The sequence below is a fragment of the Streptomyces venezuelae genome, from assembly GCF_008642295.1.
GTDB classification, from domain to species: Bacteria; Actinomycetota; Actinomycetes; order Streptomycetales; family Streptomycetaceae; genus Streptomyces; species Streptomyces venezuelae_C.
This window is the reverse complement of the sequence record NZ_CP029190.1, coordinates 1,149,132-1,171,824: the sequence shown is the minus strand read 5'-3', so window position 1 is coordinate 1,171,824 and position 22,693 is coordinate 1,149,132. Positions and strand designations below refer to the sequence as shown.

Genomic DNA, 22,693 nt, shown 5'->3' with positions numbered 1-22,693 from the left:
TACGGCTCAGTGACCGGCGTGGTGGTCGTGCACGGTGTTCGTCGCGGCGATCTTCTTCCAGGACTTCGGCTCCACCGGGGCCGGGGCCGGGGCGGAGGAGAGGGAACGGGCCTCCGGCTTGCCGGTGTTCTTCGCCGCCGGGCCGACGGCCGGCTTGCCCGCCGTGTACAGCCAGGTCTCGAACAGCTCCGCGAGCGGCTTGCCGGAGATCCGCTCCGCGTACCGCACGAAGTCGCCGACCTTGGCGTTGCCGTACTTGCGCTCGGTCGGCCAGCCCTTGAGGATCGCGAAGAACTTCTCGTCGCCGATCTCGTTGCGCAGCGCCTGGAGGGCGAGGGCACCCCGGTCGTAGACGGCCAGGTGGAACTGGTTGTCCGGCCCCGGGTCACCCGGCTTGACCTGCCAGAACGGGTCCTCCGCCGGGCGGGTGGCGTACACCCAGTCGGCCAGCTCCTGCGCGGTGCCCTCACCCTCCTTCTCCGACCACAGCCACTGGCTGTAGCGGGCGAAGCCCTCGTTGACCCAGATGTCCTTCCAGTGGTCCACGGACACGCTGTCCCCGTACCACTGGTGGGCCAGCTCGTGCACCACCACCGAGACATTGGCGCCGTTCGCGAACTGCCTGGGGCTGTAGAACGGCCGGGTCTGCGTCTCCAGCGCATAGCCGCTGGGCACGTTCGGCACATAGCCGCCGAGCGCGTTGAAGGGGTACGGCCCGAAGACGCCCTCCAGCCACTCCGCGACCTCGCCGGTCCGCTCGATGCTCGCGCGCGCCGCACCGTCGTTGTCGCCGAGGTCCTTGCTGTACGCGTTGAGGATCGGCAGCCCGTTCGCCGTCCGGTCGGTGGTGATGTCGAACCTGCCGATGGCGAGCGTGGCCAGATAGGTGGCCTGCGGCTTGTTGGACCGCCAGTTCCAGCGGGTCCAGCCGAGCTTCGAGCTCTGTGACTGGAGCACGCCGTTGCTGATCGCCTGGGTGCCGTCGGGCACGTTGACGGAGACGTCGAAGGTGGCCTTGTCGAGCGGGTGGTCATTGCTCGGGAACCACCAGACGGCCGAATCGGGCTCCTGTGCGGCCACTCCGCCGTCCGGGGTCCGGTGCCAGGCGGACCAGCCGTCCACCTTCAACTCGGAGGGCTTCCCCGCATACTTGACGACCACGGTCAGCGGCTTGTTCTTCGCCAGCGGAGCGGCCGGGGTCACCTCCAGCTCCTGGGTCCCGGAGGTGGCGAACTTCGCCTTGACCCCGTTCACCCGCACCTCGCTCACCTTCAGCCCGAAGTCCAGGTTGAAGCGGGACAGGTCCTGCTTGGCGGTGGCCAGCAGGGTGGCGGTGCCCTCCAGCAGATCGGTCTTCGGCTGGTACTGGAGCCGCAGGTCGTAATGCGACACGTCGTAGCCGCCGTTGCCGCTGGCCGGGTAATAGGGATCGCCGATACCCGCTGCGCCCGGACCGGCGTCCGCCGCCGATGCCGGGATCACCAGCAGCAGAGAAGCGGCGAGCACGCTGGGGGCGATGACTTTGCGGTGCACGAAAAGCTCCAAGGGGTAGGGGACGCTGTTCCGTTCGACCGTATTCACCCCTGACGCCCCACGTCGTGTCCATGGCCGCGGCTGTCACATGATCGCCATCTGGACGCAAGGATCACGCCGTTGGAGGAAGCGATTCGGCCGTCACGGCCGCCGCGCACCGCTCCAGCCCCGCCGCGCTGCTCCCCAGAAACAGGTTCGGCTCGATGAGCTCCAGCTCCATGACCACCGGATCGCCGGCCGCGTCCAGCGCAAGGTCCACCCGGGCGATCAGCGGGGCCCCCGGCGACGGCACCGCTGCCAGGGCCGCCCGGGCGGTACGGATCTCCGCCTCGGTCGGACGGTAGGGGGCGGCACCGGGGTGGGCCTCCCGGTCGTTGTCGATCACACCGGGCGCGGTCAGCAGCGGCCCCTTCCGTATCGCATGGCTGAAGACGCCGGAGAAGAACACGAGGGCGCGCTCTCCCCGTTCCACACCCGGCAGATATGGCTGGATCATCACGGCCCGGCCCTGGTCCAGCAGCATCCGGGCATGGCGTGCCGCGTCCGCGGTCCGGCCGGGCTCGTAGCGGGCGGTGTCCCGGGCCCCGGCGGACACGGCGGGCTTGACCACCACCCCGTCGGCCGCGTCGAGATCCTCCTCCCGGAATCCCTCACGCGGCCCGAGGAACCGGGTCGGCACGACCGGGACTCCCGCGCCGCCGAGGTCCAGCAGGTAGCGCTTGTCGCTGTTCCAGCGCACCACCGGCGCCGGATTCCGCAGCCGGGTGGCGCCGGCCGCCCGGTCGGCCCAGGCCAGGAACTCGCCGAGGCGGTCCGTGTAGTCCCAGGTCGAGCGGATGACGGCCAGATCGAACCGGTCCCACCCGGCCGGCTCCGCGTCCCAGGCCACCGCCTCGGCGTCCGCGCCGCCGGCCCGCAGCGCGGCCACGATCAGCGGGAGGTCCGCGTCCGCCGCGAAGCCGGCCCCGCTCGTCACGATCGCGATCCTGGCCCTGCCCATGCCGTTCTCCCCCCGTTGTCGTGTGTACGGCCCGGCCACTCTTCCACACGGGCTGCGGCCCGGATGCCGCCGGGCAGGACCGCGGGGGCACCCCGTGCCACGACCGGACACGCCCCGGGCTTCACGGCGTACTAAGCAGTCGGTAACCTGCCGTGCATGACCCTTGAGCCGCGAGCCGCACGCCGTGCCTGGCACGGTGCCATCAACCCGATCCACTCCACCGTGTACTTCTCACCCGACACCGCGGCGGAATTCGACGCCCTCGGCATCACCGACCCGGTCGCCCGCAACCTCGCCGCCCGGTCCGCCGCCATGGGCGCCGTCGGCGCCGGCACCGTGGCCGCCACCTTCTACAACTACCGCTACGACTTCATCGCCCGGCACCTCCCGGCCGTCTGGGACAAGGCCACCCCCGAGCAGGTCATCGCCGCCCGCTACCGGGCCGTCGACGCCACCCTGCGCCGGCTGCTCGGCCCCGAGGTCATCGCCTCCGCCGAACTCGCCGAGGCCGCCGGCCTGGCCCTGCGCGCCACCGAGGCCTGCAGCCGCCACGGCCGCACCCTCTACGCCGCCCATGCCGACCTCCCCGCCCCCGAAGAGCCGCACCTGCGGCTCTGGCACGCCACCACCCTGCTCCGCGAGCACCGCGGTGACGGCCACCTCACCGCCCTCCTCACCGCCGGCCTCGACCCGCTGGAGGCTCTCGTCAGCCACAGCGCCACCGGCAAGGGCTTCTCCAACAAGTGGCTGAAGGCCACCCGCGGCTGGGACCAGGAAGACCTCGACGCGGCCTCCGCCCGGCTGCGCGGGCGCGGCCTGCTCGACGACGCGGGCGAACTGACCGCCGCGGGCGAGGAACTCCGCGAGGAACTGGAGGCCGAGACCGACCGGCTGGACGCCGCACCGTACGCGCACCTCGGCGCCCCCGGCCTGGCCCGGCTCGCCGAGCTCGGCGGAGCCTTCGTCCTCCAGGCCGTCGGCGCCGGAGCCTTCCCCGGGGACCTCCTCGGCAAGGCCTGACCCCTCCCGTCGGTGCCACCTGCCACAATTGGCGGCTCCAGGCACAGACAAAGGCGGGACCGAGATCGTGACCACGTCCATCGAAGGCAGGATCGCCGAGGAACTCGGCGTACGGGAGCGGCAGGTCAAGGCCGCCGTCGAGCTGCTCGACGGCGGCTCCACCGTCCCGTTCATCGCGCGCTACCGCAAGGAAGCGACCGAGATGCTCGACGACGCCCAGCTGCGCACCCTGGAGGAGCGCCTGCGGTATCTGCGCGAGCTGGAGGACCGCCGCGCGGCGATCCTGGAGTCCGTACGGGACCAGGGCAAGCTGGACGCCGAGCTGGAGGCCCGGATCAACGCGGCCGACACCAAGGCCCGACTGGAGGACATCTACCTGCCCTTCAAGCCCAAGCGGCGTACGAAGGCCCAGATCGCCCGCGAGGCCGGGCTGGAGCCGCTCGCCGACGGGCTGCTCGCCGACCCCTCCGTCGAGCCGGCGGCAGCCGCCGCCGCGTTCGTCGACGCCGACAGGGGCGTCGCCGACCCGGCCGCGGCCCTGGAAGGCGCCCGCGCCATCCTCACCGAGCGGTTTGCGGAAGACGCCGACCTGATCGGCGAACTGCGCGAGCGCATGTGGGGCCGCGGCCGGCTCGCCGCCAAGGTCCGCGAGGGCAAGGAAGAGGCCGGCGCCAAGTTCGCCGACTACTTCGCCTTCGCCGAGCCCTTCACCGCCCTCCCCTCGCACCGCGTCCTCGCGATGCTGCGCGGCGAGAAGGAGGACGTGCTCGACCTCACCCTGGAGCCGGAGGCCCCCGAAGAGGCAGCGGCCCCCGGGCTGCCGTCCACGTACGAGGGCATGGTCGCGCGCCGCTTCGACATCGCCGATCGGGGCCGGCCCGGCGACAAGTGGCTCGCCGACACGGTCCGCTGGGCCTGGCGTACGAAGATCCAGGTGCACCTCGGCATCGACCTGCGGATGCGGCTGCGCGCCGCCGCCGAGGACGAGGCCGTCCGGGTCTTCGCCGCCAACCTGCGCGACCTGCTGCTCGCGGCACCGGCCGGCACCCGGGCCACCCTCGGCCTGGACCCGGGCTTCCGCACCGGCGTGAAGGTCGCCGTCGTGGACGCCACCGGCAAGGTGGTGGCCACCGATGTGATCTACCCGCACGTTCCCGCCAACAAGTGGGACGAGTCCCTCGCCAAGCTGGCCCGGCTCGCGAAGGAGCACTCCGTCGAGCTGGTCGCCATCGGCAACGGCACCGCCTCCCGCGAGACCGACAAGCTGGCCGGCGACCTGATCACCCGCCACCCCGAGCTGAAGCTCACCAAGGTGATGGTCTCGGAGGCCGGCGCCTCCGTGTACTCGGCCTCCGCCTTCGCCTCCCAGGAACTCCCGGACCTGGACGTGTCCCTGCGCGGCGCGGTCTCCATCGCCCGTCGGCTCCAGGACCCGCTCGCCGAGCTCGTCAAGATCGACCCCAAGTCCATCGGAGTCGGCCAGTACCAGCACGACCTGTCCGAGATGAAGCTCTCCCGCTCCCTCGACGCGGTGGTCGAGGACTGCGTCAACGGCGTCGGCGTGGACGTCAACACCGCCTCCGCACCGCTGCTTTCGCGGGTGTCGGGGATCAGCGGCGGACTCGCCGAGAACATCGTCGCGCACCGGGACGCCAACGGGCCCTTCCGCAGCCGCAAGGCCCTCAAGGACGTGGCCCGGCTCGGCCCCAAGGCGTACGAGCAGTGCGCCGGCTTCCTCCGGATCCGCGGCGGGGACGACCCGCTGGACGCGTCCAGCGTGCACCCGGAGTCCTACCCGCTGGTCCGGGCGATGGGGAAGAAGGCGGGCGGCGAGGTGGCCGCGCTGATCGGGAACACCGGGGTGCTGCGCTCGCTGCGCCCGGAGGAGTTCGTCACCGAGGCCTTCGGGCTGCCGACCGTCTCCGACATCCTGCGCGAGCTGGAGAAGCCGGGCCGGGACCCGCGGCCCGCCTTCAAGACGGCCACCTTCAAGGAGGGCGTCGAGAAGATCGGCGACCTGGCCGCCGGGATGGTCCTGGAGGGCGTGGTCACCAATGTCGCGGCCTTCGGCGCCTTTATCGACATCGGCGTCCACCAGGACGGACTGGTGCACGTGTCGGCGATGTCGAAGACCTTCGTCAAGGACCCGCGGGATGTGGTCAAGCCCGGGGACATCGTCAAGGTCAAGGTCATGGACGTGGACATTCCGCGCAAGCGGATCTCGCTGAGCCTGCGGCTGGACGACGAGTCCGCTGCGGCCGGCTCCGGGGGCCAGGGCGGCTCCGGCGCCAAGTCCCGGCAGGACCGGGGGCCGCGCCAGGACCGGGGCGAGCGCGGTGACCGGCGGGGCGGCGGACGCCCGCCGCAGCAGCGCGGCAACGGCGGCGGCAACGGCGGCGGAGGCAACGGCGGTGGCAACCGCCGCGAGGGCGGCACCCCGCCGCCCGCGAACAGCGCGATGGCCGACGCCCTGCGCCGGGCCGGCCTCACCGGCGGCGGCGAGGGCGGCGGCGGGCGGAACCGGACCCGCTGACGGGGCGTCCCGGGTGGCGGCCCGCGGGGCCGCCCGGGTGGCCGAATAGCACCCCGGACGAGGAGGTTCCCTTGCCAACATCCCGGCAAGATCGGTAAGCATGACGGAAGGCCCGTCCGCCGCACCGCGGGCGGGCCTTCATGAACTCCGCTCAGGACCGCACTCCCCGAGGCCGCCCCGAAGGCTCAGGACGTCATGGAACCATCCGCCCCCGCCTATCACCGCTGCCCGGGAAAGGGTTCGAAGAGGGACCACATGCCATTCCGGCACCTGAAACTGCGCCGGCGCTGCCAAACCATTCTCGGCCATCTCGATCTGACGGAGCCGTTCTCCGTCGATGCGCTCTGCGCCCGCATGGCCGAGCAGCGCGGACGCCCCATACTCCTGCACCCGCTGCCCCGGGAAGCCGCCGAATCCGGCATCTGCGGACTGTGGGTCGGCACCGACAGCACCGACTTCGTCTTCTACGAGGCCCAGACCTCCCCGCTGCACCGCGAGCACATCGTCCTGCACGAGCTGGGCCACATCCTCTTCGGGCACAACGCGCTCGCGGACATGGACCCGGCGGCCGATCTGCAGGAGAATCCGGAAGCTGTCGTTCCAAGGGTTTTGGGCCGGACCAACTACACCACCCGGCAGGAACAGGAAGCCGAGATGCTCGCCAGCATGATCCGGGCCCGGGCCGGCCTGCACCCGGCCGGCCGCAGCCCGGGCGGCACCCTGGAACGCCTGGAAACCGCGATGGGCGTGCGATAACCCCATGACCTCCGGCATCACCGCAGTAGGCGACTGGCTCGCCGTCCCCAGCGTGGTCTGCCTCTGGGCCGCCATCCTGATCCGTACCCGCTCCGCCGTCCGCTGCCGGGAGCAGCGCGGCCTGCTGCTGGCCGTGGCCACCGCCGCAGCGGCCATGACCCTCAACCTCCCCGCCGTGGTCGACTATGCGATGCGCAACCCCGGCCACGGGCACACGGTCGGGCTGACCCGCAACCTCATCGGAGTGCTCTCGGCCGGCGCCGTGCTCTACTTCGTCGCCGCCACCACCGGTGGCCGGCTGCTCCAGCGTGCCGCCTGCGCCGCCACCGTGGTCTACCTCGGCACGCTCATCGCGCTGGATCTGGCGGCCGGCTCCCACGGCACCCACCGCATGCCGCCCCAGGGCGACCCGGTCCCCTCGGTCTCCTACTGGCTCGTCCTCATCTCCGCGCACCTGCTCGCCAACACCATCTGCGTGTTCGTCTGCTGGCGGTACAGCCGCCGCACCGACAGCCCCGGACTGGCCGCCGGGCTGCGGCTGTTCGGCCTGGGCACCGCCCTGGCCGGGCTGTTCTGGTTCGCGTACCTGCTCAAGGCCGTCTTCGGCACGGTCTGGCCGATGCCCTGGCTGCCGCTGCTGATGAACGTGCACGGACTGCTGCGGGCCGCCGCCATCCTGGTGCCCACGCTGTACGTGCTCCGCCGCACCCTGGCCGACACGGCCGTCGCCTGGCGGCTGTGGCCGCTCTGGCGCGATCTGGTGCAGGCCGTGCCGCATGTGGTCCTCACCCCGCACGGGAGCGGCAGCCGGCTCGGGGAACTGCTCTGGCCGCCGGTGCCGCGCACCCTGCTGGCGTACCGGAAGGTCATCGAGACCCGGGACGCCATCCTCATCCTCAACGAGTACGTGGCCCCGGGCGTCCCGGAGCTGGCCCGGAGCCATGTCTCGGCGGCCGGCGTCCCCGGCCCGCGCCGGGACGCCGCCGAGCTGGCCTGCGTACTGAAGGAGGCGCGACAGGCGAAACTGGCGGGGCTGCCGCAGCAGCAGGGACAGGAGTCCCCCGTCTACCTGTCCACCGCCTCCGCGGCACCGGAAGGCAGCGACCTCCACGAAGAGAAACGATTCCTCGTTGCCGTCGCCCAGGCCTATGCCGCACCTCCCACCACCGCCTTCACCGGAAAGCAGCGTTCCCCGTGACCACCGTTCTGATCACCGGCGCCAGTTCGGGCCTCGGTGCAGCCTTCGCCCGCGGGTTCGCCGCCAAGGGCTGTGATCTGGTCCTGGTCGCCCGCGACACCGGCCGCCTCCAGGCCACCGCCACCGCCCTGACCGCCGAGTTCGGCATCGGCTGCGAGGTACTGACGGCCGATCTGCTCGACCCCGTCCAGTGCGGCAGGGTCGCCAACCGCCTCGCCGACCCGGCCCGCCCGGTCGGGATCCTCGTCAACAACGCCGGATTCGGGCTTCCGGCACCCTTCCCGTACAACCCGGTCGAGGACGAGGAGCGGATGCTCGACCTGCTGGTCAAGGTCCCGCTGAAGCTCACCCACGCGATCGTCCCGGGGCTGCGCGAACGCCGCCGCGGTGCCGTCCTCAACGTGTCCTCGGTGGCCGGCCTGCTGCCCACCGGCACCTATGGCGCGGCCAAGGCCTGGCTCACCGCGTTCAGCGAATCCCTGCGGGTGGACCTGGCCCCGTACGGGGTCCGGGTGCTCGCGGTGGTACCGGGCTTCACCCGCACCGAGTTCCAGGAGCGGGCCGGCATGGACCTGAGCGCGCTGCCCGCGTCCTACTGGCTGGAGGCGGACGCAGTGGTGGCCCGCGCCCTGAAGGACCTGGGCCTGCACCGCCCGCTCAGCATCACCGGCTGGCGCTACCGGGCGTACGCGGCGGCCGTCCGCCACCTCCCGCGCACCCTGGTGGCCACCAGAATGGCCCGCACCCGCCGCCCCCCGGCCGCCTGAGCGGCCATACCCGGGTCAGACCTCGGTGACCCGGCCCGCCGAGACCTCCAGGCGGCGGGTGGTGTGGACCGCATCGAGCATCCGGCGGTCATGGGTGACCAGCAGCAGCGTGCCCTCGTAGGACTCCAGGGCGGATTCCAGCTGCTCGATCGCCGGCAGGTCCAGGTGGTTCGTCGGCTCGTCCAGCACCAGCAGGTTCACCCCGCGCCCCTGGAGCAGCGCGAGGGCCGCGCGGGTGCGTTCGCCGGGGGACAGGGTGGCCGCCGGGCGCAGCACGTGCACGGCCTTCAGACCGAACTTGGCGAGCAGGGTCCGCACCTCGGCCGGCTCGGTGTCCGGGACCGCCGCACAGAACGCCTCCAGCAGCGACTCCTCGCCGAGGAACAGCCCCCGGGCCTGGTCCACCTCGCCGACCAGCACCCCCGAACCCAGCGTGGCCGAACCCGAGTCCAGCGGCAGCCGGCCCAGCAGGGCGGCGAGCAGGGTGGACTTGCCGGAACCGTTCGCCCCGGTGATCGCCACCCGGTCGGCCCAGTCGATCTGCAGACTGGCCGGCCCGAACCGGAACTCCCCGCGCCGGACCTCGGCCTCGCGCAGGGTGGCCACCACCGAGCCGGAGCGCGGGGCCGCCGCGATCTCCATCCGCAGCTCCCACTCCTTGCGGGGCTCCTCCACCACCTCCAGCCGCTCGATCGCCCGCTGCGTCTGGCGGGCCTTCGCCGCCTGCTTCTCGCTGGACTCGCTGCGCAGCTTCCGGCCGATCTTGTCGCTGTCGGTGGCCTTGCGGCGGGCGTTGCGGACGCCCTTGTCCATCCAGTTGCGCTGCATCTGGGCCCGGCCCTCCAGGGCGGACCGCTTGTCGGCGTACTCCTCGTAGTCCTCGCGGGCGTGCCGGCGGGCCGTCTCCCGCTCCTCCAGGTAGGCGTCGTAGCCGCCGCCGTAGAGGTTGATCTGCTGCTGGGCCAGGTCGAGTTCGAGGACCTTGGTGACGGTCCGGGCGAGGAACTCACGGTCGTGGCTGATCACGACCGTGCCCGCGCGGAGCCCCGTGACAAACCGTTCCAGCCGTTCCAGGCCGTCCAGGTCCAGGTCGTTGGTGGGCTCGTCCAGCAGGAAGACGTCGTACCGGGACAGGAGCAGGGAGGCCAGGCCCGCGCGGGCCGCCTGGCCGCCGGACAGGGCGGTCATCGGCAGGTCCAGGCTCACTGCGAGCCCGAGCTCGTCGGCCACCTCCTGGGCACGTTCGTCGAGGTCCGCGCCGCCCAGGTCGAGCCAGCGGTCCAGCGCGGTCGCGTACGCGTCGTCGGCGCCGGCCACCCCGTCCACCAGGCCCTGGGTGGCGCTGTCCAGGTCCGCCTGGGCGGCGGCCACGCCGGTACGCCGGGCCAGGAACTCCCGTACCGACTCGCCGGGCCGGCGCTCCGGCTCCTGCGGCAGGTGGCCGACGGTGGCGGTCGGCGGGGACAGCCGCAGCTCACCGTGCTCGGGGGTGTCGAGGCCGGCCAGCAGCCGCAGCAGGGTGGACTTCCCGGCGCCGTTGACGCCGACCAGGCCGATGACGTCCCCGGGGGCGACGACCAGGTCGAGCCCGGAGAAGAGGGAGCGCTCACCGTGTCCGGCGGCGAGTTCCTTGGCGACGAGGGTTGCAGTCATGATCTGCCGATCCTAAGGCGTTTCCGGCGGACGCCGGCCATGGCGGGATAGGTGGGATCCATGTCATTGCAGACATGACGGGCCCGGCAACAGGATGGAGTCATGCCACTGCGAGACGTACTCGTCGTCCTGTACGACGGCGTGCAGAGCCTGGACGTCACCGGGCCTGTGGAAGTGTTCAACGCGGCCGGACTCTTCCCCGGGGTGCCCGGCGGCTACCGCATCCGGACGGTTTCCCTGGGCGGGGCGCCGGTCCGCACCACCAGCGGACTGCGGCTGCTGCCGGACGGAGACCTCGACGGCGCGGAAGCCGTCCTGGACGAGAACACCACCCTGCTGGTGCCCGGCGGCACGTACTCGGGCCGGTTCGAACCACGGCTCACCGACTGGCTCCGGGCGCACGGGGGTCGCGCGGGCCGGCTGATGGCCGTCTGCACGGGCGGGCTGCTGCTCGCCGAGGCGGGACTCCTGGACGGACACCGGGCGACCACGCACTGGCACGCCTGCGAGCAGATGGCCCGCGACTATCCGCTGGTGCGGGTGGAGCCGGACCCGATCTACGTGCGCGACGGCAAGGTCTGCACCAGTGCCGGGGTGACCGCGGGGATCGATCTGGCGCTCGCGCTGGTGGAGGAGGACATGGGGCGGGACCTGGCGCTGCGGATCGCCCGGGCACTGGTGGTGTTCCTGCGCCGGCCCGGGAACCAGGCGCAGTTCAGCGCGCAGCTGGAGGCGCAGACGGCGGCGCGGGAACCACTGCGGGAGGTGCAGCAATGGATCACCGAGCATCCGGGCGGGGACCTGAGCGTGGACGCGCTGGCAGCGCGGGCGGCGCTGTCGCCGCGGCACTTCGCGAGGGCCTTCCAGGCGGAGACGGGGGTGACGCCGGGGCGGTACGTGGAGCGGGTGCGGGTGGAGCATGCGAGGCGGCTGCTGGAGGAGAGCCGGGAGGGGGTGGCGCAGATCGCACGGTCGTGCGGCTACGGCAACCCGGAGGCCCTCCGCCGCGCCTTCGTCCGAACCCTGGGCCAACCCCCAGCCGAATACCGCCGCCGCTTCGGCCCCTGAGCCTCCGCCAGGGGGCGCGGGCTGCACCCGGGCCCAGCCGGCTGTGCCGGTCCGGCCCCGGGCTGCGCCCCGACCCGTACGCCGGGCTCGGCGTGGGGGTGGGGGCTGCGCCCCTGCCCTGGCCGGCCTCGCCGGTCCCGGGCTGCGCCCGGAGCGGCCGGGGCGCTGCGCCCCGCCCAACCCGCGGGCTCTGCCCGGACCGTACGCCGGGCTCCGCCTGGGGGTGGCGGCTGCGCCCGCTCAACCCGGGCTTCGCCCGGGCCACCGGGCGGGGTGTGCCCCGCTCAACCCGGGGGCTTCGCCCGGACTGCCGGGCGGGGGGCGCCCGGTTCAACTCCCGGGCTTCGCCCGGGCCGCCGGCCGGGGTGCGCTCCGTTCGGCCCCGGGGCTGCGCCCCGACCTATACGCCGGGCTGCGCCCGGAACACCCGCCGGGGGTGCATCCCCGGCTCCAGCGCCCCGGGCACACCGGGGGCTGTGGCCCCGCAACCTCGGGCTTGGCCCGGGTCCTGGACGCCAGGCCTCGCCTGGGGGCCGGGGCCGGGTGGGGCTCGGATTTATCAGTCGGGCTTTGGCCCGCTCAACCGCTCCGGAGGAGCCATGCAGATCGCCGTACTGCTTTACGACCGGTTCACCGCGCTCGATGCCATCGGGCCCTTCGACACCCTCGGCCGGCTGCCCGGCGCCGAGACCGTGTTCGTGGCCGAGAAGCCCGGGCCCGTGCGCAACGACTCCGGAATGCTCGCCCTCGTCGCGGACAAGGGGCTCGACGAGGTCACCCGGCCCGACATCCTCATCGTGCCCGGCGGGCCCGAGGTCGAGGAGCAGCTGGAGAACCGGGTGCTCCTCGACTGGCTGCGGGCCGTTGATGCCACCACCACCTGGACCACCTCCGTCTGCACCGGCTCGATGCTGCTCGCCGCCGCCGGACTGCTCACCGGCCGCCGGGCCACCTGCCACTGGCTGGCGCTGGAGCACCTGTCCACGTTCGGCGTCGAGCCCACCGGCGAGCGGGTGGTGACCGACGGCAAGTACGTCACCGCCGCCGGGGTGTCCGCCGGAATCGACATGGGGCTGACCCTGCTCGGGCGGATCGCCGGGGACCGGTTCGCGCAGTCCGTGCAGCTGCTCACCGAGTACGACCCGCAGCCGCCCTACGACGCCGGCTCGCCGGACAAGGCCCCGGCCGACCTCGTCGCCGAGTGGCGTGGGGCCGGCACGGCCGACCTGGGCTAGGTCCTGTCCGGGTCCGCGGCCGGGACCGTCCAGGTGAAGTGCGGCTCGCGTCGTTCCAGGAAGGCGGCGACACCCTCCGCGGTGTCGCCGCTGCCCGCCGCCTGGGCGGCCCAGTACGCATCGCGGTCCAGCCGCCCGTTCGCGAACTCCTTCGCCGCGGCCTGGGTCAGCTGCGAGCGCCCGGCCAGTACGCCCGCGAACACCGCGACCCGCTTGTCCAGCCGGCCCGGCGCCAGCAGCTCGTCCACCAGGCCGGTCCGCAGGGCCCGCTCCGCATCGATCAATTCCGCCGAGAACAGCAGGTACTTCGCGGCGGACGGCCCGACCAACGCGGTCAGCCGCCGGGTCGAGGACCCCGGGTAGACGATGCCCAGCCGTGCCGGGGTCACCCCGAAGAGCGCATCCTCCGCCGCGAACCGCAGATCGCAGGCCGCGGCCAGCTGCGTGCCGCCGCCCACGCAGTGCCCGCGGATCGCCGCCAGCGTGGGCTTGGGGAACGTGGCCAGGGCCTCCTCCGCGGCGACGGCCAGGGCCTGCGGGTCATCCGAACCCGCCAGCGACGAGATGTCCGCGCCCGCGCAGAAGGTCCGGCCCTCCCCGGTGAGGACCAGGACCCGCACCGCGGGGTCGGCCGCGTAGCCGGTCAGCAGCTCGGGCAGGGCCCGCCACATCGCGGCGGTCATCGCGTTCCGCTTGGCCGGGTGGGAGATGACGATCGTGGCGACCCCGTCCTCGACGGAGTGCAGCAGCTGCGCGTCCATGCGGCGAATCCTATGATCAATGCAGCCGGTCGAAACAGGCCGTCCGTCCCGTCCCGCCCGGGGGGTGCGAGGAGGCACTTCCATGGGCGTAGACCGTTCCGAGCAGCAGAAGCAGGCGCAGGCCCAGGCGCAGGATGCCAAGAAGCTCCGGCGGCATTTCGGGCTGCTTGCCGCGCTCGGGGTGATCCTGGTGCTGGCCGGTGTCGTCGGGCTGGTCTACACCGGCCTCGCCACCCTCACCTCGATGTTCCTCTTCGGCTGGCTCCTGCTGATCGGCGGTGTGGTCGGACTGGTACAGGCGGTCCAGTCGCGCAAGAGCAACTACTTCTGGCTGGCCGTGATCGTCGCCGCGATCAACATCGCCGCCGGTCTCGTGGTGCTGCGCCGCCCGGAGGCCAGCGCCGAGGCGCTGACCATGTTCGCCGCGCTGTTCTTCCTGATCGGCGGGGTGTTCCGGCTGGTCGGTGCCGTGGTGGTGCGGGGCACGCACTTCGCGCTGACCCTGCTCCAGGGCGCCTTCGGAATCCTGCTCGGCGTGCTGATCCTGTGGGAGTGGCCGAGCAGCAGCCGCTATGTGATCGGTGTCTTCTTCTCGCTCGCGCTGCTCTTCGACGGCCTGGGCCTGATCGCCCTGGGCCTGGGCGCGCGCCGCGTCCTGGGCATGGTCGCAGAGGAAGAGCAGCCGGTCACCGGCACCACGGAGGCCGCAGGCACCCCTGGCACCCCCGGCACCGCGCCCCCGACGGCAGATCAAGAACAGTCCAACAACTGACTCTGTCATACGCCTGCGGTCAGAAAGTGCCCGAATGACGCTGACTTCTGGTCAGCAGTCCGGTCCGGACCAGCCCGTTCCCCACTCTGGACGCGTGGAGACGATCGAGCGTGAAGACGGGGGCCGGAAGATGGACGTCAGCGGGAGCGCCCCGCCTGCCCAATACGAGGGAGTGTGGCGGTTCACCGCTCCCGCGACAGAAGAATCCGTTCCGCAGGCCCGCCGGGCGGTCCGGGACCTGCTCGGCCGCCAGGGCGTGCCCGCGGACCGGGATCTGGTGTACGCCCTGCTGCTGATCGTTTCCGAGCTGGTCACCAACTCGGTGCGGCATGCGGCCCTGCTCTCCCCGGAGGTCGCGGTGGAGGTGGCCATCGACCGGGCGTGGGTACGGGTTGCCGTCGAGGACAACCACCCGTACCGCCCGAAGGCGCTCGAAGCCGACTTCGGCCAGACCGGCGGGCGCGGGCTGCTGCTGGTCCGCGAGATCACCCGGGAGGCCGGCGGGGTCTGCGACGTCGAGCACACCTCCACCGGCGGCAAGGTGATCTGGGCGGCGCTGCCGCACGCGGGCAACGCCCCGGCCCACCCCGCACACGCCGCGAACCCGGCCCACCCCACGCACCCCGCCCGCCCGGTTTAGCGGGCCCGCCCGGTCCAGCCGGTGGCGGGATGGCGGCGGGATGGCGTCCCGTCGGGGCCGCTACCAGCCCGCGGCTTCCCCGGTCAGCTCCCGGATGGCCGGCCTTGCCGCGTCCAGCACGGTCATGAACCAGGCCGAGAACGGCGCCTCGGCGTGCCGCTTCACCAGTTCGTCCGCGGTCACGAAGACCGTGTCGCCGACCTCTTCCGGATCCGGCCGCAGCGGAGCCTGCGCGAGTCCCACGAACAGGTGGTTGTACTCCTGCTCCACCAGTCCCGACGCCGGGTCCGGGTGGTTGTAGCGGACCGTACCCGCCTCGGCCAGCAGCGAGGGGGACAGCCCCAGCTCCTCGTGCGTGCGCCGGGCGGCGGCGGCGAAGGGGGATTCCCCGGGGTAGGGATGGCCACAGCAGGTGTTCGACCAGACGCCGGGGGAGTGGTACTTCCCCAGGGCCCGCTGCTGCAGCAGCAGCCGTCCCTGCTCGTCGAAGAGGAACACCGAGAAGGCCCGGTGCAGCTGCCCGGGGGCCTCGTGCGCGGACAGTTTCTCCGCAGTGCCGATGGTGTTCCCCGCCTCGTCGACCAGCTCGAGCATGATCGGTTCCTGCGGGGCGGTGCCGTGTGACGCGGGACTCGCGGCGGTGGCTGGTGTGATCGGCATGACCATCCTTCGCTTCGGACTACGGCCTTCAGTCTGCCGCACAAATCAGGCTTGTCCGCACTTCGCTCATCCGTGCATGTCCGTCCCCCACCCCGTGCTATGAGCCGGTGGCAGGGGACGGACGGTCAGCGGACTGTCAGCGGACGGTCAGCCGGACGGGATCAGACGCCGAACGGCGCCGGATAGCCGATGGTGCCCGCCGGGACCGGTACGGAACCGTTCAGGACCAGCGCCATCATGGCCTCGTCCGGTACCGGGAACGGCGCCCGGATCCCGTACCGCGAGGCCGGCACGAAGCCGAACCGCGGGTAGTACTCCGGGTGCCCCAGCACCAGCACCAGGCCCTCGCCGCGCTCGCGCGCCGCCGCCAGCAGGGCCCGTACGACGGCACTGCCCGCGCCGGAGCGCTGGAGTGCCGGGTCGGCGGCCACCGGCGCCAGCGCGAGCGCCGGCACCCCGTCCACCGTGCAGCGGGTCAGCAGGGCGTGTGCCGCGACCGAGCCGTCCGGGCCCTCGGCGACGTACGACAGGCCCGGCAGCCAGGACGCGTCGGTGCGCAGCGCGTCCACCAGGTCCGCCTCGGCCGGGGTCCCGAAGGCCGCCAGGTTGACGGCCCGGACGGCGGCCCGGTCCGCGGCGGTCTCCGGCCGGGCCGGCCAGCGGCCGTCGTCCCCGGCGGTGACCGGGCGCAGCACATAGCCGGTGTACCCGTACTCGTGCCCGTGCCGGGCACGTACGGCGATCTCCTCGCGGGTCACGGCCAGTGCCTCCGCCATGCCCGGAGCGGACGGGTCCGCCGCGTCGGCCCGCTCGCCCAGCGGGCCGTAGTACTCGGCCCAGTCGGACTCGGGCTGCGGCAGCACCCCGAGCACCCGGTAGCCGGCGGACTGTACGGCCGCCAGGTTCCGGGCGCCGGAGCGCAGCGGGTAGTGCCGGTCCCAGAAGGCCCGGGCCGCGGCGGACGGCTCCTCGGCCGTCCACTCGCACTCGGTCAGCACCAGGGTGCCGCCGGGGGCGAGCAGCCGCTTCCACTCCGCGAGCGCGGTGTCGAAGCCGATGGCGTAGGCGGAGCTCTCCGCCCACACCAGGTCGAAGGAGCCGTCCGGGAAGTCCTGGAGGGGGAGCTTCCCCATGTCGGCGCGGACGGGGTGGATCCGGCCGGTGAGCCCGCGCGCCGCCGCGGCCCCGCGCAGCTCGTCGAGGAAGCCCTCGTACAGGTCGACGGCGGTCACCTCGGCGGCGGAGGCGGCGCCGTGGCCGCCCGCCTCGGCGGCGAGCAGCAGCGCGGAGCGGCCGGGACCGCAGCCGAGGTCGAGGATGCGCGGGCGCTCGGGAAGGGGGCCCGCCAGTTCGAGGAGACGGCGGGTGGTCGCATCGGAGCCCGGACCCTGCCGGGGCAGGCCGCGGTGCAGCGTGAAGAATGCGTGGTGAAGATCGGTGTCGGTCAACGTGAACCCTTGAACGGGGGTCCCGGCCGACGAGCCGGATCGAAGGAGTCGACAGGGTCGACAGAGAGTGATCAGGCCTGGCCGGGTGCCCGGAGGAAGTCGGGGATGTACCGGATGTCGCTGCGCACGGCAGCGATCACTGCGACGGTCATCAACCCCACCTCTTTCCAGCCCAAGTCGGCACATGGAAACACTTGGGCCCACCTTAACATCCAGGCGGTTTGTGATCGGTCGCCGGGATCGTCGATGATGATCAAGCGGCCGAGGATCCGGGTGTGAACGGGGGGTGAACCCCGGCTTCCATTCATCGGATAGCCTCTGCCGACGTGCCGCGGCCCCCACGAGGGCGCCCGTTTCAAGGAGTGAGTTCGTCGCCGACCGCCATCCTCACCGGCCTGCCGGTTCCCGGATCACCGCTCGAAGGCGACCTCCGCACCCTCGGCTTCGAGGTCAGGTCGGCGCCCGAACCGGCCGGCCTTGCCGCCGCGCTGGCCGCCGTCCCCGTCGACCAGCGGGTCGCCGTGGTCGACAGCGGCTTCGTCGGGCACCTCCACGCCCTGCGGCTGGCCCTCACCGACCCGCGCTTCGACGCCTGTGCCGTGACCGGCGCGCTCTCGGTCCAGCCGGCCGCCCGCGCCGCCCTGGACCGGGCCGTGACCCGGGTCACCGTACCCGCAACCGCCACCGCCACCGCCCCCGCGGAACTGGCCGGCGCACTGGAGGCGGCGGGCACCACCGTGCAGCGGCCGGAGCTCGGCACCCTGGTGGCCGCCGTCCCCGCCGCCGGGCAGGAGCGCGCCGAGGCCCTCGCCGCGGTGGCCGCCGTGGACGACGAGGCGGTCCGCCTGCGCACCGCCGTGAAGTCCCGCGACGGGTTCTTCACCACCTTCTTCATCAGCCCGTACTCCCGCTACATCGCCCGCTGGTGCGCCCGCCGCGGCCTGACCCCCAACCAGGTCACCACCGCCTCGCTGCTCACCGCCCTGGTCGCGGCCGGCTGCGCGGCCACCGGCGACCGCTGGGGCTACGTCGTGGCCGGGGTGCTGCTGCTGGTCTCCTTCGTGCTGGACTGCACCGACGGGCAGCTGGCCCGTTACTCCCTGCAGTACTCGACGATGGGCGCCTGGCTGGACGCCACCTTCGACCGGGCCAAGGAGTACGCCTTCTACGCCGGCCTGGCGCTGGGCGCCGCCCGCAACGGGGACGACGTGTGGGCGCTGGCCCTCGGCGCGATGATCCTCATGACCTGCCGGCATGTGGTGGACTTCTCCTTCAACGAGGCCAACCACGACGCCACCGCCAACACAAGCCCCACCGCCGCCCTCTCCGACCGGCTCGACAGCGTGGGCTGGACGGTCTGGGTCCGCCGGATGATCATCCTCCCGATCGGCGAGCGCTGGGCGATGATCGCGGTCTTCACCGCCTTCACCACCCCCCGGATCACCTTCTACGCCCTGTTGATCGGCTGCGCCTTCGGGGCGCTGTACACCACCGCCGGCCGCGTGCTGCGCTCGCTGACCCGCAAGGCGCAGCGCACCGACCGGGCCGCCCGGGCCCTTGCCGACCTGGCCGACACCGGCCCGCTGGGCGAGCTGGTCGCCGCGGGCATGGGAAGGATCACCCGCCGCTCCACCCCCGCGCTGATGACGGCGGGCCTGGGATCGGTGCTGTTCCTGCTCGGCGCCGCGTGGGCGGTGCCGTACGGGGACCCGATGCTGCTGCTGCCCGTCGCCCTGTACGTGCTCACCAGCGGTGCGGCCGTCGCCCACCCGCTGAAGGCCCCCCTGGACTGGCTGCTGCCGCCGCTGTTCCGCGCCGCCGAATACGGCACCGTCCTGATCCTGGCCGCCAAGGCCGAGGTCCCCGGGGCCCTTCCCGCGGCATTCGGACTGGTCGCGGCGGTCGCCTACCATCACTACGACACGGTGTACCGCATTCGCGGTGGCACCGGCGCGCCCCCGCACTGGCTGGTGCGGACGATCGGCGGCCATGAAGGCCGGGTCCTGGTGACCGTGGCCCTGGCGGCCGTCCTCGCGCGCAACACGGACTTCCCCGTCGCGCTCACGGCCATGGCCGCGTTCGTGGCACTCGTGGTGCTTGTGGAGAGCATCCGCTTCTGGGTCTCCGCCGGAGCACCCGCCGTACACGACGAAGGAGAACCCGCATGATCGGCCTTGTCCTCGCTGCCGGTGCCGGACGCCGTCTGCGTCCGTACACCGACACCCTGCCCAAGGCCCTCGTGCCCGTCGGCCCCGAGGGCCAGGAGGACAGCCTCACGGTCCTCGACCTGACCCTGGGCAACTTCGCCGAGGTCGGCCTCACCGAGGCCGCGATCGTCGTCGGCTACCGCAAGGAGGCGGTGTACGAGCGCAAGGCCGCCCTGGAGGCCAAGTACGGCCTCAAGCTGACGCTGATCGACAACGACAAGGCCGAGGAGTGGAACAACGCCTACTCCCTGTGGTGCGCGCGTGAGGTCCTCAAGCAGGGCGTGATCCTCGCCAACGGCGACACCGTCCACCCGGTCTCGGTCGAGAAGACGCTGCTCGCCGCCCGCGGCAACGGCCAGAAGATCATCCTCGCCCTCGACACGGTCAAGAACCTGGCCGACGAGGAGATGAAGGTCATCACGGCCGACGGCAAGGGCGTCCAGAAGATCACCAAGCTGATGGACCCGGCCACCGCGACCGGCGAGTACATCGGCGTCACCCTGATCGAGCCCGAGGCCGCCGAGGCCCTCGCGGACGCGCTGAAGACCACCTTCGAGCGCGACCCCGACCTCTACTACGAGGACGGCTACCAGCAGCTCGTCAACGACGGCTTCACGGTCGACGTGGCCCCCATCGGCGACGTCAAGTGGGTCGAGATCGACAACCACGACGACCTCGCCAAGGGCCGGACGATCGCATGCCAGTACTGACGAGGCTCATTCCCTCCCCGGTCGTCGTCGACATCAGCTGCGGGGCGATGGACAAGCTGGACGGCATCCTCGCCGACCAGCGGATCTCCGCGTCCGGCAAGCTGGCGGTCGCGATCAGCGGCGGTTCCGGCCAGGCGCTCCGCGCCCGGCTGGAGCCGGCCCTGCCGCACGCCGACTGGTACCCGGTCGTCGACGGCACCATCGACTCGGCGGTCAAGCTCGCCGACGACATAAAGGGCCGCCGCTACGACGCCGTGGTGGGACTGGGCGGCGGCAAGATCATCGACGTGGCGAAGTACGCCGCGGCGCGGGTCGGGCTGCCGATGGTGGCGGTCGCCACCAACCTCTCGCACGACGGGATCTGCTCGCCCGTGTCCATCCTGGACAACGACAACGGGCGCGGTTCCTACGGAGTCCCCACGCCGATCGCCATGGTCATCGACCTGGACGTGATCCGCGAGGCCCCCGTCCGGTTCATCCGGGCCGGCATCGGCGACGCGATCTCCAACATCTCGGCCATCGCCGACTGGGAGCTCTCGCACCGGGTCACCGGGGAGTCCGTGGACGGCCTGGCCGCCGCCATGGCCCGCACCGCCGGCGAGTCCGTGCTGCGCCACCCCGGGGGCTGCGGCGACGACGAGTTCCTCACGGTCCTCTCCGAGGCCCTGGTCCTCACCGGGATCGCCATGTCGATCAGCGGCGACACCCGCCCCGCATCGGGTGCCTGCCACGAGATCAGCCACGCCTTCGACCTGCTCTACCCGGGGCGCTCCGCGCTCCACGGCGAGCAGGTGGGCCTCGGCGCCGCCTTCGCCATGCACCTGCGCGGGTCCCGGGAGCAGTCCGGGCTCTTCGTGGAGGTGCTGCGCACCCACGGACTGCCCGTGCTGCCCGAGGAGATCGGGTTCAGCGTGGACGAGTTCGTCGCGGCCGTCGAGTACGCCCCGCAGACCCGTCCGGGACGCTTCACCGTCCTGGAGCACCTCAACCTGTCCGTAGCCGATATCAGGGACGCGTACGCCGACTATGCCAAAACCATCAGTAGCTGAACTCCGTCCCGTCGTTCACCCCGCGGGCGTGAAGGACCGGCGCAGTGGCGAGCACTGGGGCGGGCGCCTGTACATGCGCGAGGTCTCCCTGCGGATCACCCGCCTGCTGGCGGGCACCAAGGTCACGCCCAACCAGCTGACCTACCTGATGACCCTGGCCGGTGTGCTGGCCGCCCCGGCCCTGCTGGTGCCGGGCATCTGGGGTGCCGTGCTCGGCGTGGTCTTCGTCCAGCTCTACCTGCTGCTCGACTGCGTCGACGGGGAGCTCGCCCGCTGGAAGAAGCAGTACTCGCTGTCCGGGGTGTACCTGGACCGGGTCGGCGCCTACCTCTGTGACGCGGCGGTGCTGGTCGGCTTCGGCCTGCGGGCCGCCGACCTGTGGGGCACCGGCCGGGTGGACTGGCTGTGGGCCTTCCTGGGCACCCTCGCGGCGCTCGGCGCGATCCTGATCAAGGCCGAGACCGACCTCGTCGGTGTCGCCCGGGCCCAGGGCGGGCTGCCGCCGGTCCAGGAAGCCGCCGCCGAGCCGCGCTCCTCCGGCATGGCGCTGGCCCGCCGGGCCGCCGCCGCGCTCAAGTTCCACCGGCTGATCCTCGGTATCGAGGCCTCCCTGCTGATCCTGGTGCTGGCCGTCCTGGACCAGATGCGCGGCGACCTGTACTGGTCGCGGCTCGGCGTCGCCGTCCTCGCGGGCATCGCGCTGCTCCAGACCGTGCTGCACCTGGTGTCCGTCCTCGCCTCCAGCAGGCTCAAGTGACGGCGCCGATGCGGCTGGGCGCCGTCGTCATCACCATGGGCACCCGGCCCGCGGAGCTCAAGGCGCTCCTGGACTCGGTGGCCCGGCAGGACGGGGACCCGATCGAGGTGGTCGTGGTCTGCCAGGGCGTGAAGCTGGACGGGCTGCCCGAGCTGCCCGGCGGACTCCGTACGGTCGAGCTCCCGGAGAACGTGGGCATCCCGGCCGGCCGGAACGTGGGCATCGAGGCCTTCGGTCCCGGTGGCCGCGATGTGGACGCCCTGCTGTTCCTGGACGACGACGGGCTGCTGGAGCGCACCGACACCGCCGAGCTCAGCCGGCAGGCCTTCGCCGCCGACCCCGGGCTCGGGATCATCAGCTTCCGGATCGCCGATCCGGAGACGGGCTCCACCCAGCGCCGGCACGTCCCGCGGCTGGGCCGCTCCGACCCGATGCGCTCCTCCCGGGTCACCACCTTCCTGGGCGGCGCCAACGTCGTCCGGACCGCGGTGTTCCAGCAGGTCGGAGGCCTGCCGGACGAGTTCTTCTACGCCCACGAGGAGACCGACCTGGCCTGGCGGGCCCTGGACGCCGGCTGGATGGTCGACTACCGGGCCGACATGGTGCTGCTGCACCCGGCCACCTCGCCCTCCCGGCACACGGAGTACCACCGGCTGGTGGCCCGCAACCGGGTGTGGCTGGCCCGCCGCAACCTGCCGGTCCTCCTGATCCCGCTGTACCTCGCCGTGTGGGTGGTGCTCACCCTGCTCCGCCGTCCCGCCAGGACGGCGCTGCAGGCCTGGATCGGCGGCTTCCGGGAAGGCTGGAAGAATTCCGGTGGCCCCCGGCGTCCGATCAAGTGGCGCACCGTATGGCTGCTGACCCGGCTGGGCCGACCGCCCGTCGTCTGACACGATCGGCTCTGGGACCATGGGCGTCGTACCCGG

21 protein-coding genes are annotated in these 22,693 nt (G+C 72.5%); 14 read left to right on the top strand and 7 right to left on the bottom strand.

Annotated elements, in window-relative coordinates:
* Positions 1-6: 6 nt before the first annotated feature.
* Both DEJ50_RS05245 and DEJ50_RS05240 read right to left on the bottom strand, forming a co-directional pair.
* Positions 7-1,533, bottom strand: coding sequence for a M1 family metallopeptidase (locus DEJ50_RS05245; protein ID WP_150206367.1), 1,527 nt, complete (start codon positions 1,531-1,533; stop codon positions 7-9).
* 112 nt (positions 1,534-1,645) lie between these two features.
* Positions 1,646-2,533, bottom strand: coding sequence for a RimK family alpha-L-glutamate ligase (locus DEJ50_RS05240; protein WP_190344293.1), 888 nt, complete (start codon positions 2,531-2,533; stop codon positions 1,646-1,648).
* A 156-nt stretch (positions 2,534-2,689) separates the two neighbouring features.
* Between DEJ50_RS05240 and DEJ50_RS05235 the strand changes: the two genes are divergently transcribed.
* The 5 genes from DEJ50_RS05235 to DEJ50_RS05215 all read left to right on the top strand — a co-directional run bounded on the left by DEJ50_RS05235 (position 2,690) and on the right by DEJ50_RS05215 (position 8,807).
* Positions 2,690-3,553 (top strand): SCO6745 family protein, encoded by an 864-nt coding sequence (locus DEJ50_RS05235; protein WP_150206366.1) that lies wholly within the window; start codon positions 2,690-2,692, stop codon positions 3,551-3,553.
* A 67-nt stretch (positions 3,554-3,620) separates the two neighbouring features.
* Entirely contained in the window at positions 3,621-6,086 is a 2,466-nt protein-coding gene (locus DEJ50_RS05230) for a Tex family protein (protein WP_150206364.1), read from the top strand.
* Between the two features lie 255 nt (positions 6,087-6,341).
* Positions 6,342-6,842, top strand: a complete 501-nt coding sequence (locus DEJ50_RS05225) for an ImmA/IrrE family metallo-endopeptidase (protein ID WP_150206362.1) — start codon at positions 6,342-6,344, stop codon at positions 6,840-6,842.
* Between the two features lie 4 nt (positions 6,843-6,846).
* Positions 6,847-8,040, top strand: coding sequence for an MAB_1171c family putative transporter (locus DEJ50_RS05220; protein ID WP_150206360.1), 1,194 nt, complete (start codon positions 6,847-6,849; stop codon positions 8,038-8,040).
* Positions 8,037-8,807 carry an SDR family NAD(P)-dependent oxidoreductase gene (locus DEJ50_RS05215; protein WP_150206359.1) on the top strand — a complete coding sequence of 257 codons (771 nt, stop codon included), beginning with the start codon at positions 8,037-8,039 and terminating at the stop codon, positions 8,805-8,807. The genes DEJ50_RS05220 and DEJ50_RS05215 overlap by 4 nt, the downstream gene beginning before the upstream one ends.
* Before the next feature lie 15 nt (positions 8,808-8,822).
* Here the strand turns inward: DEJ50_RS05215 and DEJ50_RS05210 are convergent, their stop codons facing one another.
* Positions 8,823-10,460, bottom strand: a complete 1,638-nt coding sequence (locus DEJ50_RS05210; protein WP_150206357.1) for an ABC-F family ATP-binding cassette domain-containing protein — start codon at positions 10,458-10,460, stop codon at positions 8,823-8,825.
* A gap of 102 nt (positions 10,461-10,562) precedes the next feature.
* Here DEJ50_RS05210 and DEJ50_RS05205 point away from each other — a divergent pair, with 102 nt between their 5' ends.
* Together DEJ50_RS05205 and DEJ50_RS05200 are read left to right on the top strand one after the other, a co-directional pair.
* The gene (locus DEJ50_RS05205; protein WP_150206355.1) at positions 10,563-11,528 is read left to right on the top strand and encodes a GlxA family transcriptional regulator; all 966 of its coding nucleotides are present in this window, start codon (positions 10,563-10,565) and stop codon (positions 11,526-11,528) included.
* Between the two features lie 599 nt (positions 11,529-12,127).
* Positions 12,128-12,763 (top strand): DJ-1/PfpI family protein, encoded by a 636-nt coding sequence (locus tag DEJ50_RS05200; RefSeq protein WP_150206353.1) that lies wholly within the window; start codon positions 12,128-12,130, stop codon positions 12,761-12,763.
* Here the strand turns inward: DEJ50_RS05200 and DEJ50_RS05195 are convergent.
* On the bottom strand, positions 12,760-13,524 hold the full coding sequence (locus DEJ50_RS05195) for an enoyl-CoA hydratase/isomerase family protein (protein WP_150206351.1): 765 nt from the start codon (positions 13,522-13,524) through the stop codon (positions 12,760-12,762). The two genes, DEJ50_RS05200 and DEJ50_RS05195, sit on opposite strands and share 4 nt — an antisense overlap.
* 82 nt (positions 13,525-13,606) lie before the next feature.
* Here DEJ50_RS05195 and DEJ50_RS05190 point away from each other — a divergent pair, with 82 nt between their 5' ends.
* The gene (locus tag DEJ50_RS05190) at positions 13,607-14,296 is read left to right on the top strand and encodes an HdeD family acid-resistance protein (RefSeq protein WP_150206349.1); all 690 of its coding nucleotides are present in this window, start codon (positions 13,607-13,609) and stop codon (positions 14,294-14,296) included.
* 130 nt (positions 14,297-14,426) lie between these two features.
* Complete coding sequence (locus DEJ50_RS05185; protein ID WP_223838073.1) at positions 14,427-14,936, top strand: ATP-binding protein; 510 nt, start codon at positions 14,427-14,429, stop codon at positions 14,934-14,936.
* A gap of 60 nt (positions 14,937-14,996) precedes the next feature.
* Here the strand turns inward: DEJ50_RS05185 and idi are convergent, their stop codons facing one another.
* The 3 genes from idi to DEJ50_RS05170 form a co-directional block, all read right to left on the bottom strand.
* The gene (gene idi / locus DEJ50_RS05180) at positions 14,997-15,596 is read right to left on the bottom strand and encodes an isopentenyl-diphosphate Delta-isomerase (protein WP_150206347.1); all 600 of its coding nucleotides are present in this window, start codon (positions 15,594-15,596) and stop codon (positions 14,997-14,999) included.
* A 161-nt stretch (positions 15,597-15,757) separates the two neighbouring features.
* Entirely contained in the window at positions 15,758-17,044 is a 1,287-nt protein-coding gene (locus DEJ50_RS05175) for a GNAT family N-acetyltransferase (RefSeq protein WP_150206345.1), read from the bottom strand.
* Between the two features lie 71 nt (positions 17,045-17,115).
* Positions 17,116-17,301, bottom strand: coding sequence for a hypothetical protein (locus DEJ50_RS05170; protein ID WP_150206344.1), 186 nt, complete (start codon positions 17,299-17,301; stop codon positions 17,116-17,118).
* A gap of 105 nt (positions 17,302-17,406) precedes the next feature.
* Here DEJ50_RS05170 and DEJ50_RS05165 point away from each other — a divergent pair, with 105 nt between their 5' ends.
* Genes DEJ50_RS05165 through DEJ50_RS05145 form a run of 5 tightly spaced genes read left to right on the top strand, consistent with a single transcriptional unit; the run spans position 17,407 to position 22,657 of the window.
* The gene (locus DEJ50_RS05165) at positions 17,407-19,212 is read left to right on the top strand and encodes a DUF5941 domain-containing protein (protein ID WP_150206342.1); all 1,806 of its coding nucleotides are present in this window, start codon (positions 17,407-17,409) and stop codon (positions 19,210-19,212) included.
* On the top strand, positions 19,209-19,961 hold the full coding sequence (locus DEJ50_RS05160) for a sugar phosphate nucleotidyltransferase (RefSeq protein WP_150206340.1): 753 nt from the start codon (positions 19,209-19,211) through the stop codon (positions 19,959-19,961). The genes DEJ50_RS05165 and DEJ50_RS05160 overlap by 4 nt, the downstream gene beginning before the upstream one ends.
* Complete coding sequence (locus DEJ50_RS05155) at positions 19,949-21,010, top strand: iron-containing alcohol dehydrogenase family protein (RefSeq protein ID WP_150206338.1); 1,062 nt, start codon at positions 19,949-19,951, stop codon at positions 21,008-21,010. Before DEJ50_RS05160 ends, DEJ50_RS05155 begins: the two co-directional genes overlap by 13 nt.
* Complete coding sequence (locus DEJ50_RS05150) at positions 20,988-21,767, top strand: CDP-alcohol phosphatidyltransferase family protein (protein ID WP_150206336.1); 780 nt, start codon at positions 20,988-20,990, stop codon at positions 21,765-21,767. The genes DEJ50_RS05155 and DEJ50_RS05150 overlap by 23 nt, the downstream gene beginning before the upstream one ends.
* Before the next feature lie 8 nt (positions 21,768-21,775).
* Complete coding sequence (locus DEJ50_RS05145; protein WP_150211921.1) at positions 21,776-22,657, top strand: glycosyltransferase family 2 protein; 882 nt, start codon at positions 21,776-21,778, stop codon at positions 22,655-22,657.
* Positions 22,658-22,693 lie beyond the last annotated feature (36 nt).

What these genes read in the sequence shown, in the direction of transcription:
- DEJ50_RS05240 (WP_190344293.1), bottom strand. Translation starts at nt 2,533, where the DNA reads ATGGGCAGGGCCAGGATCGCGATCGTGACGAGCGGGGCCGGCTTCGCG.
- DEJ50_RS05235 (WP_150206366.1), top strand. Translation starts at nt 2,690, where the DNA reads ATGACCCTTGAGCCGCGAGCCGCACGCCGTGCCTGGCACGGTGCCATC.
- DEJ50_RS05225 (WP_150206362.1), top strand. Translation starts at nt 6,342, where the DNA reads ATGCCATTCCGGCACCTGAAACTGCGCCGGCGCTGCCAAACCATTCTC.
- DEJ50_RS05220 (WP_150206360.1), top strand. Translation starts at nt 6,847, where the DNA reads ATGACCTCCGGCATCACCGCAGTAGGCGACTGGCTCGCCGTCCCCAGC.
- DEJ50_RS05210 (WP_150206357.1), bottom strand. Translation starts at nt 10,460, where the DNA reads ATGACTGCAACCCTCGTCGCCAAGGAACTCGCCGCCGGACACGGTGAG.
- DEJ50_RS05205 (WP_150206355.1), top strand. Translation starts at nt 10,563, where the DNA reads ATGCCACTGCGAGACGTACTCGTCGTCCTGTACGACGGCGTGCAGAGC.
- DEJ50_RS05200 (WP_150206353.1), top strand. Translation starts at nt 12,128, where the DNA reads ATGCAGATCGCCGTACTGCTTTACGACCGGTTCACCGCGCTCGATGCC.
- DEJ50_RS05195 (WP_150206351.1), bottom strand. Translation starts at nt 13,524, where the DNA reads ATGGACGCGCAGCTGCTGCACTCCGTCGAGGACGGGGTCGCCACGATC.
- DEJ50_RS05190 (WP_150206349.1), top strand. Translation starts at nt 13,607, where the DNA reads ATGGGCGTAGACCGTTCCGAGCAGCAGAAGCAGGCGCAGGCCCAGGCG.
- DEJ50_RS05185 (WP_223838073.1), top strand. Translation starts at nt 14,427, where the DNA reads ATGGACGTCAGCGGGAGCGCCCCGCCTGCCCAATACGAGGGAGTGTGG.
- idi (WP_150206347.1), bottom strand. Translation starts at nt 15,596, where the DNA reads ATGCCGATCACACCAGCCACCGCCGCGAGTCCCGCGTCACACGGCACC.
- DEJ50_RS05160 (WP_150206340.1), top strand. Translation starts at nt 19,209, where the DNA reads ATGATCGGCCTTGTCCTCGCTGCCGGTGCCGGACGCCGTCTGCGTCCG.
- DEJ50_RS05155 (WP_150206338.1), top strand. Translation starts at nt 19,949, where the DNA reads ATGCCAGTACTGACGAGGCTCATTCCCTCCCCGGTCGTCGTCGACATC.
- DEJ50_RS05150 (WP_150206336.1), top strand. Translation starts at nt 20,988, where the DNA reads ATGCCAAAACCATCAGTAGCTGAACTCCGTCCCGTCGTTCACCCCGCG.
- DEJ50_RS05145 (WP_150211921.1), top strand. Translation starts at nt 21,776, where the DNA reads ATGCGGCTGGGCGCCGTCGTCATCACCATGGGCACCCGGCCCGCGGAG.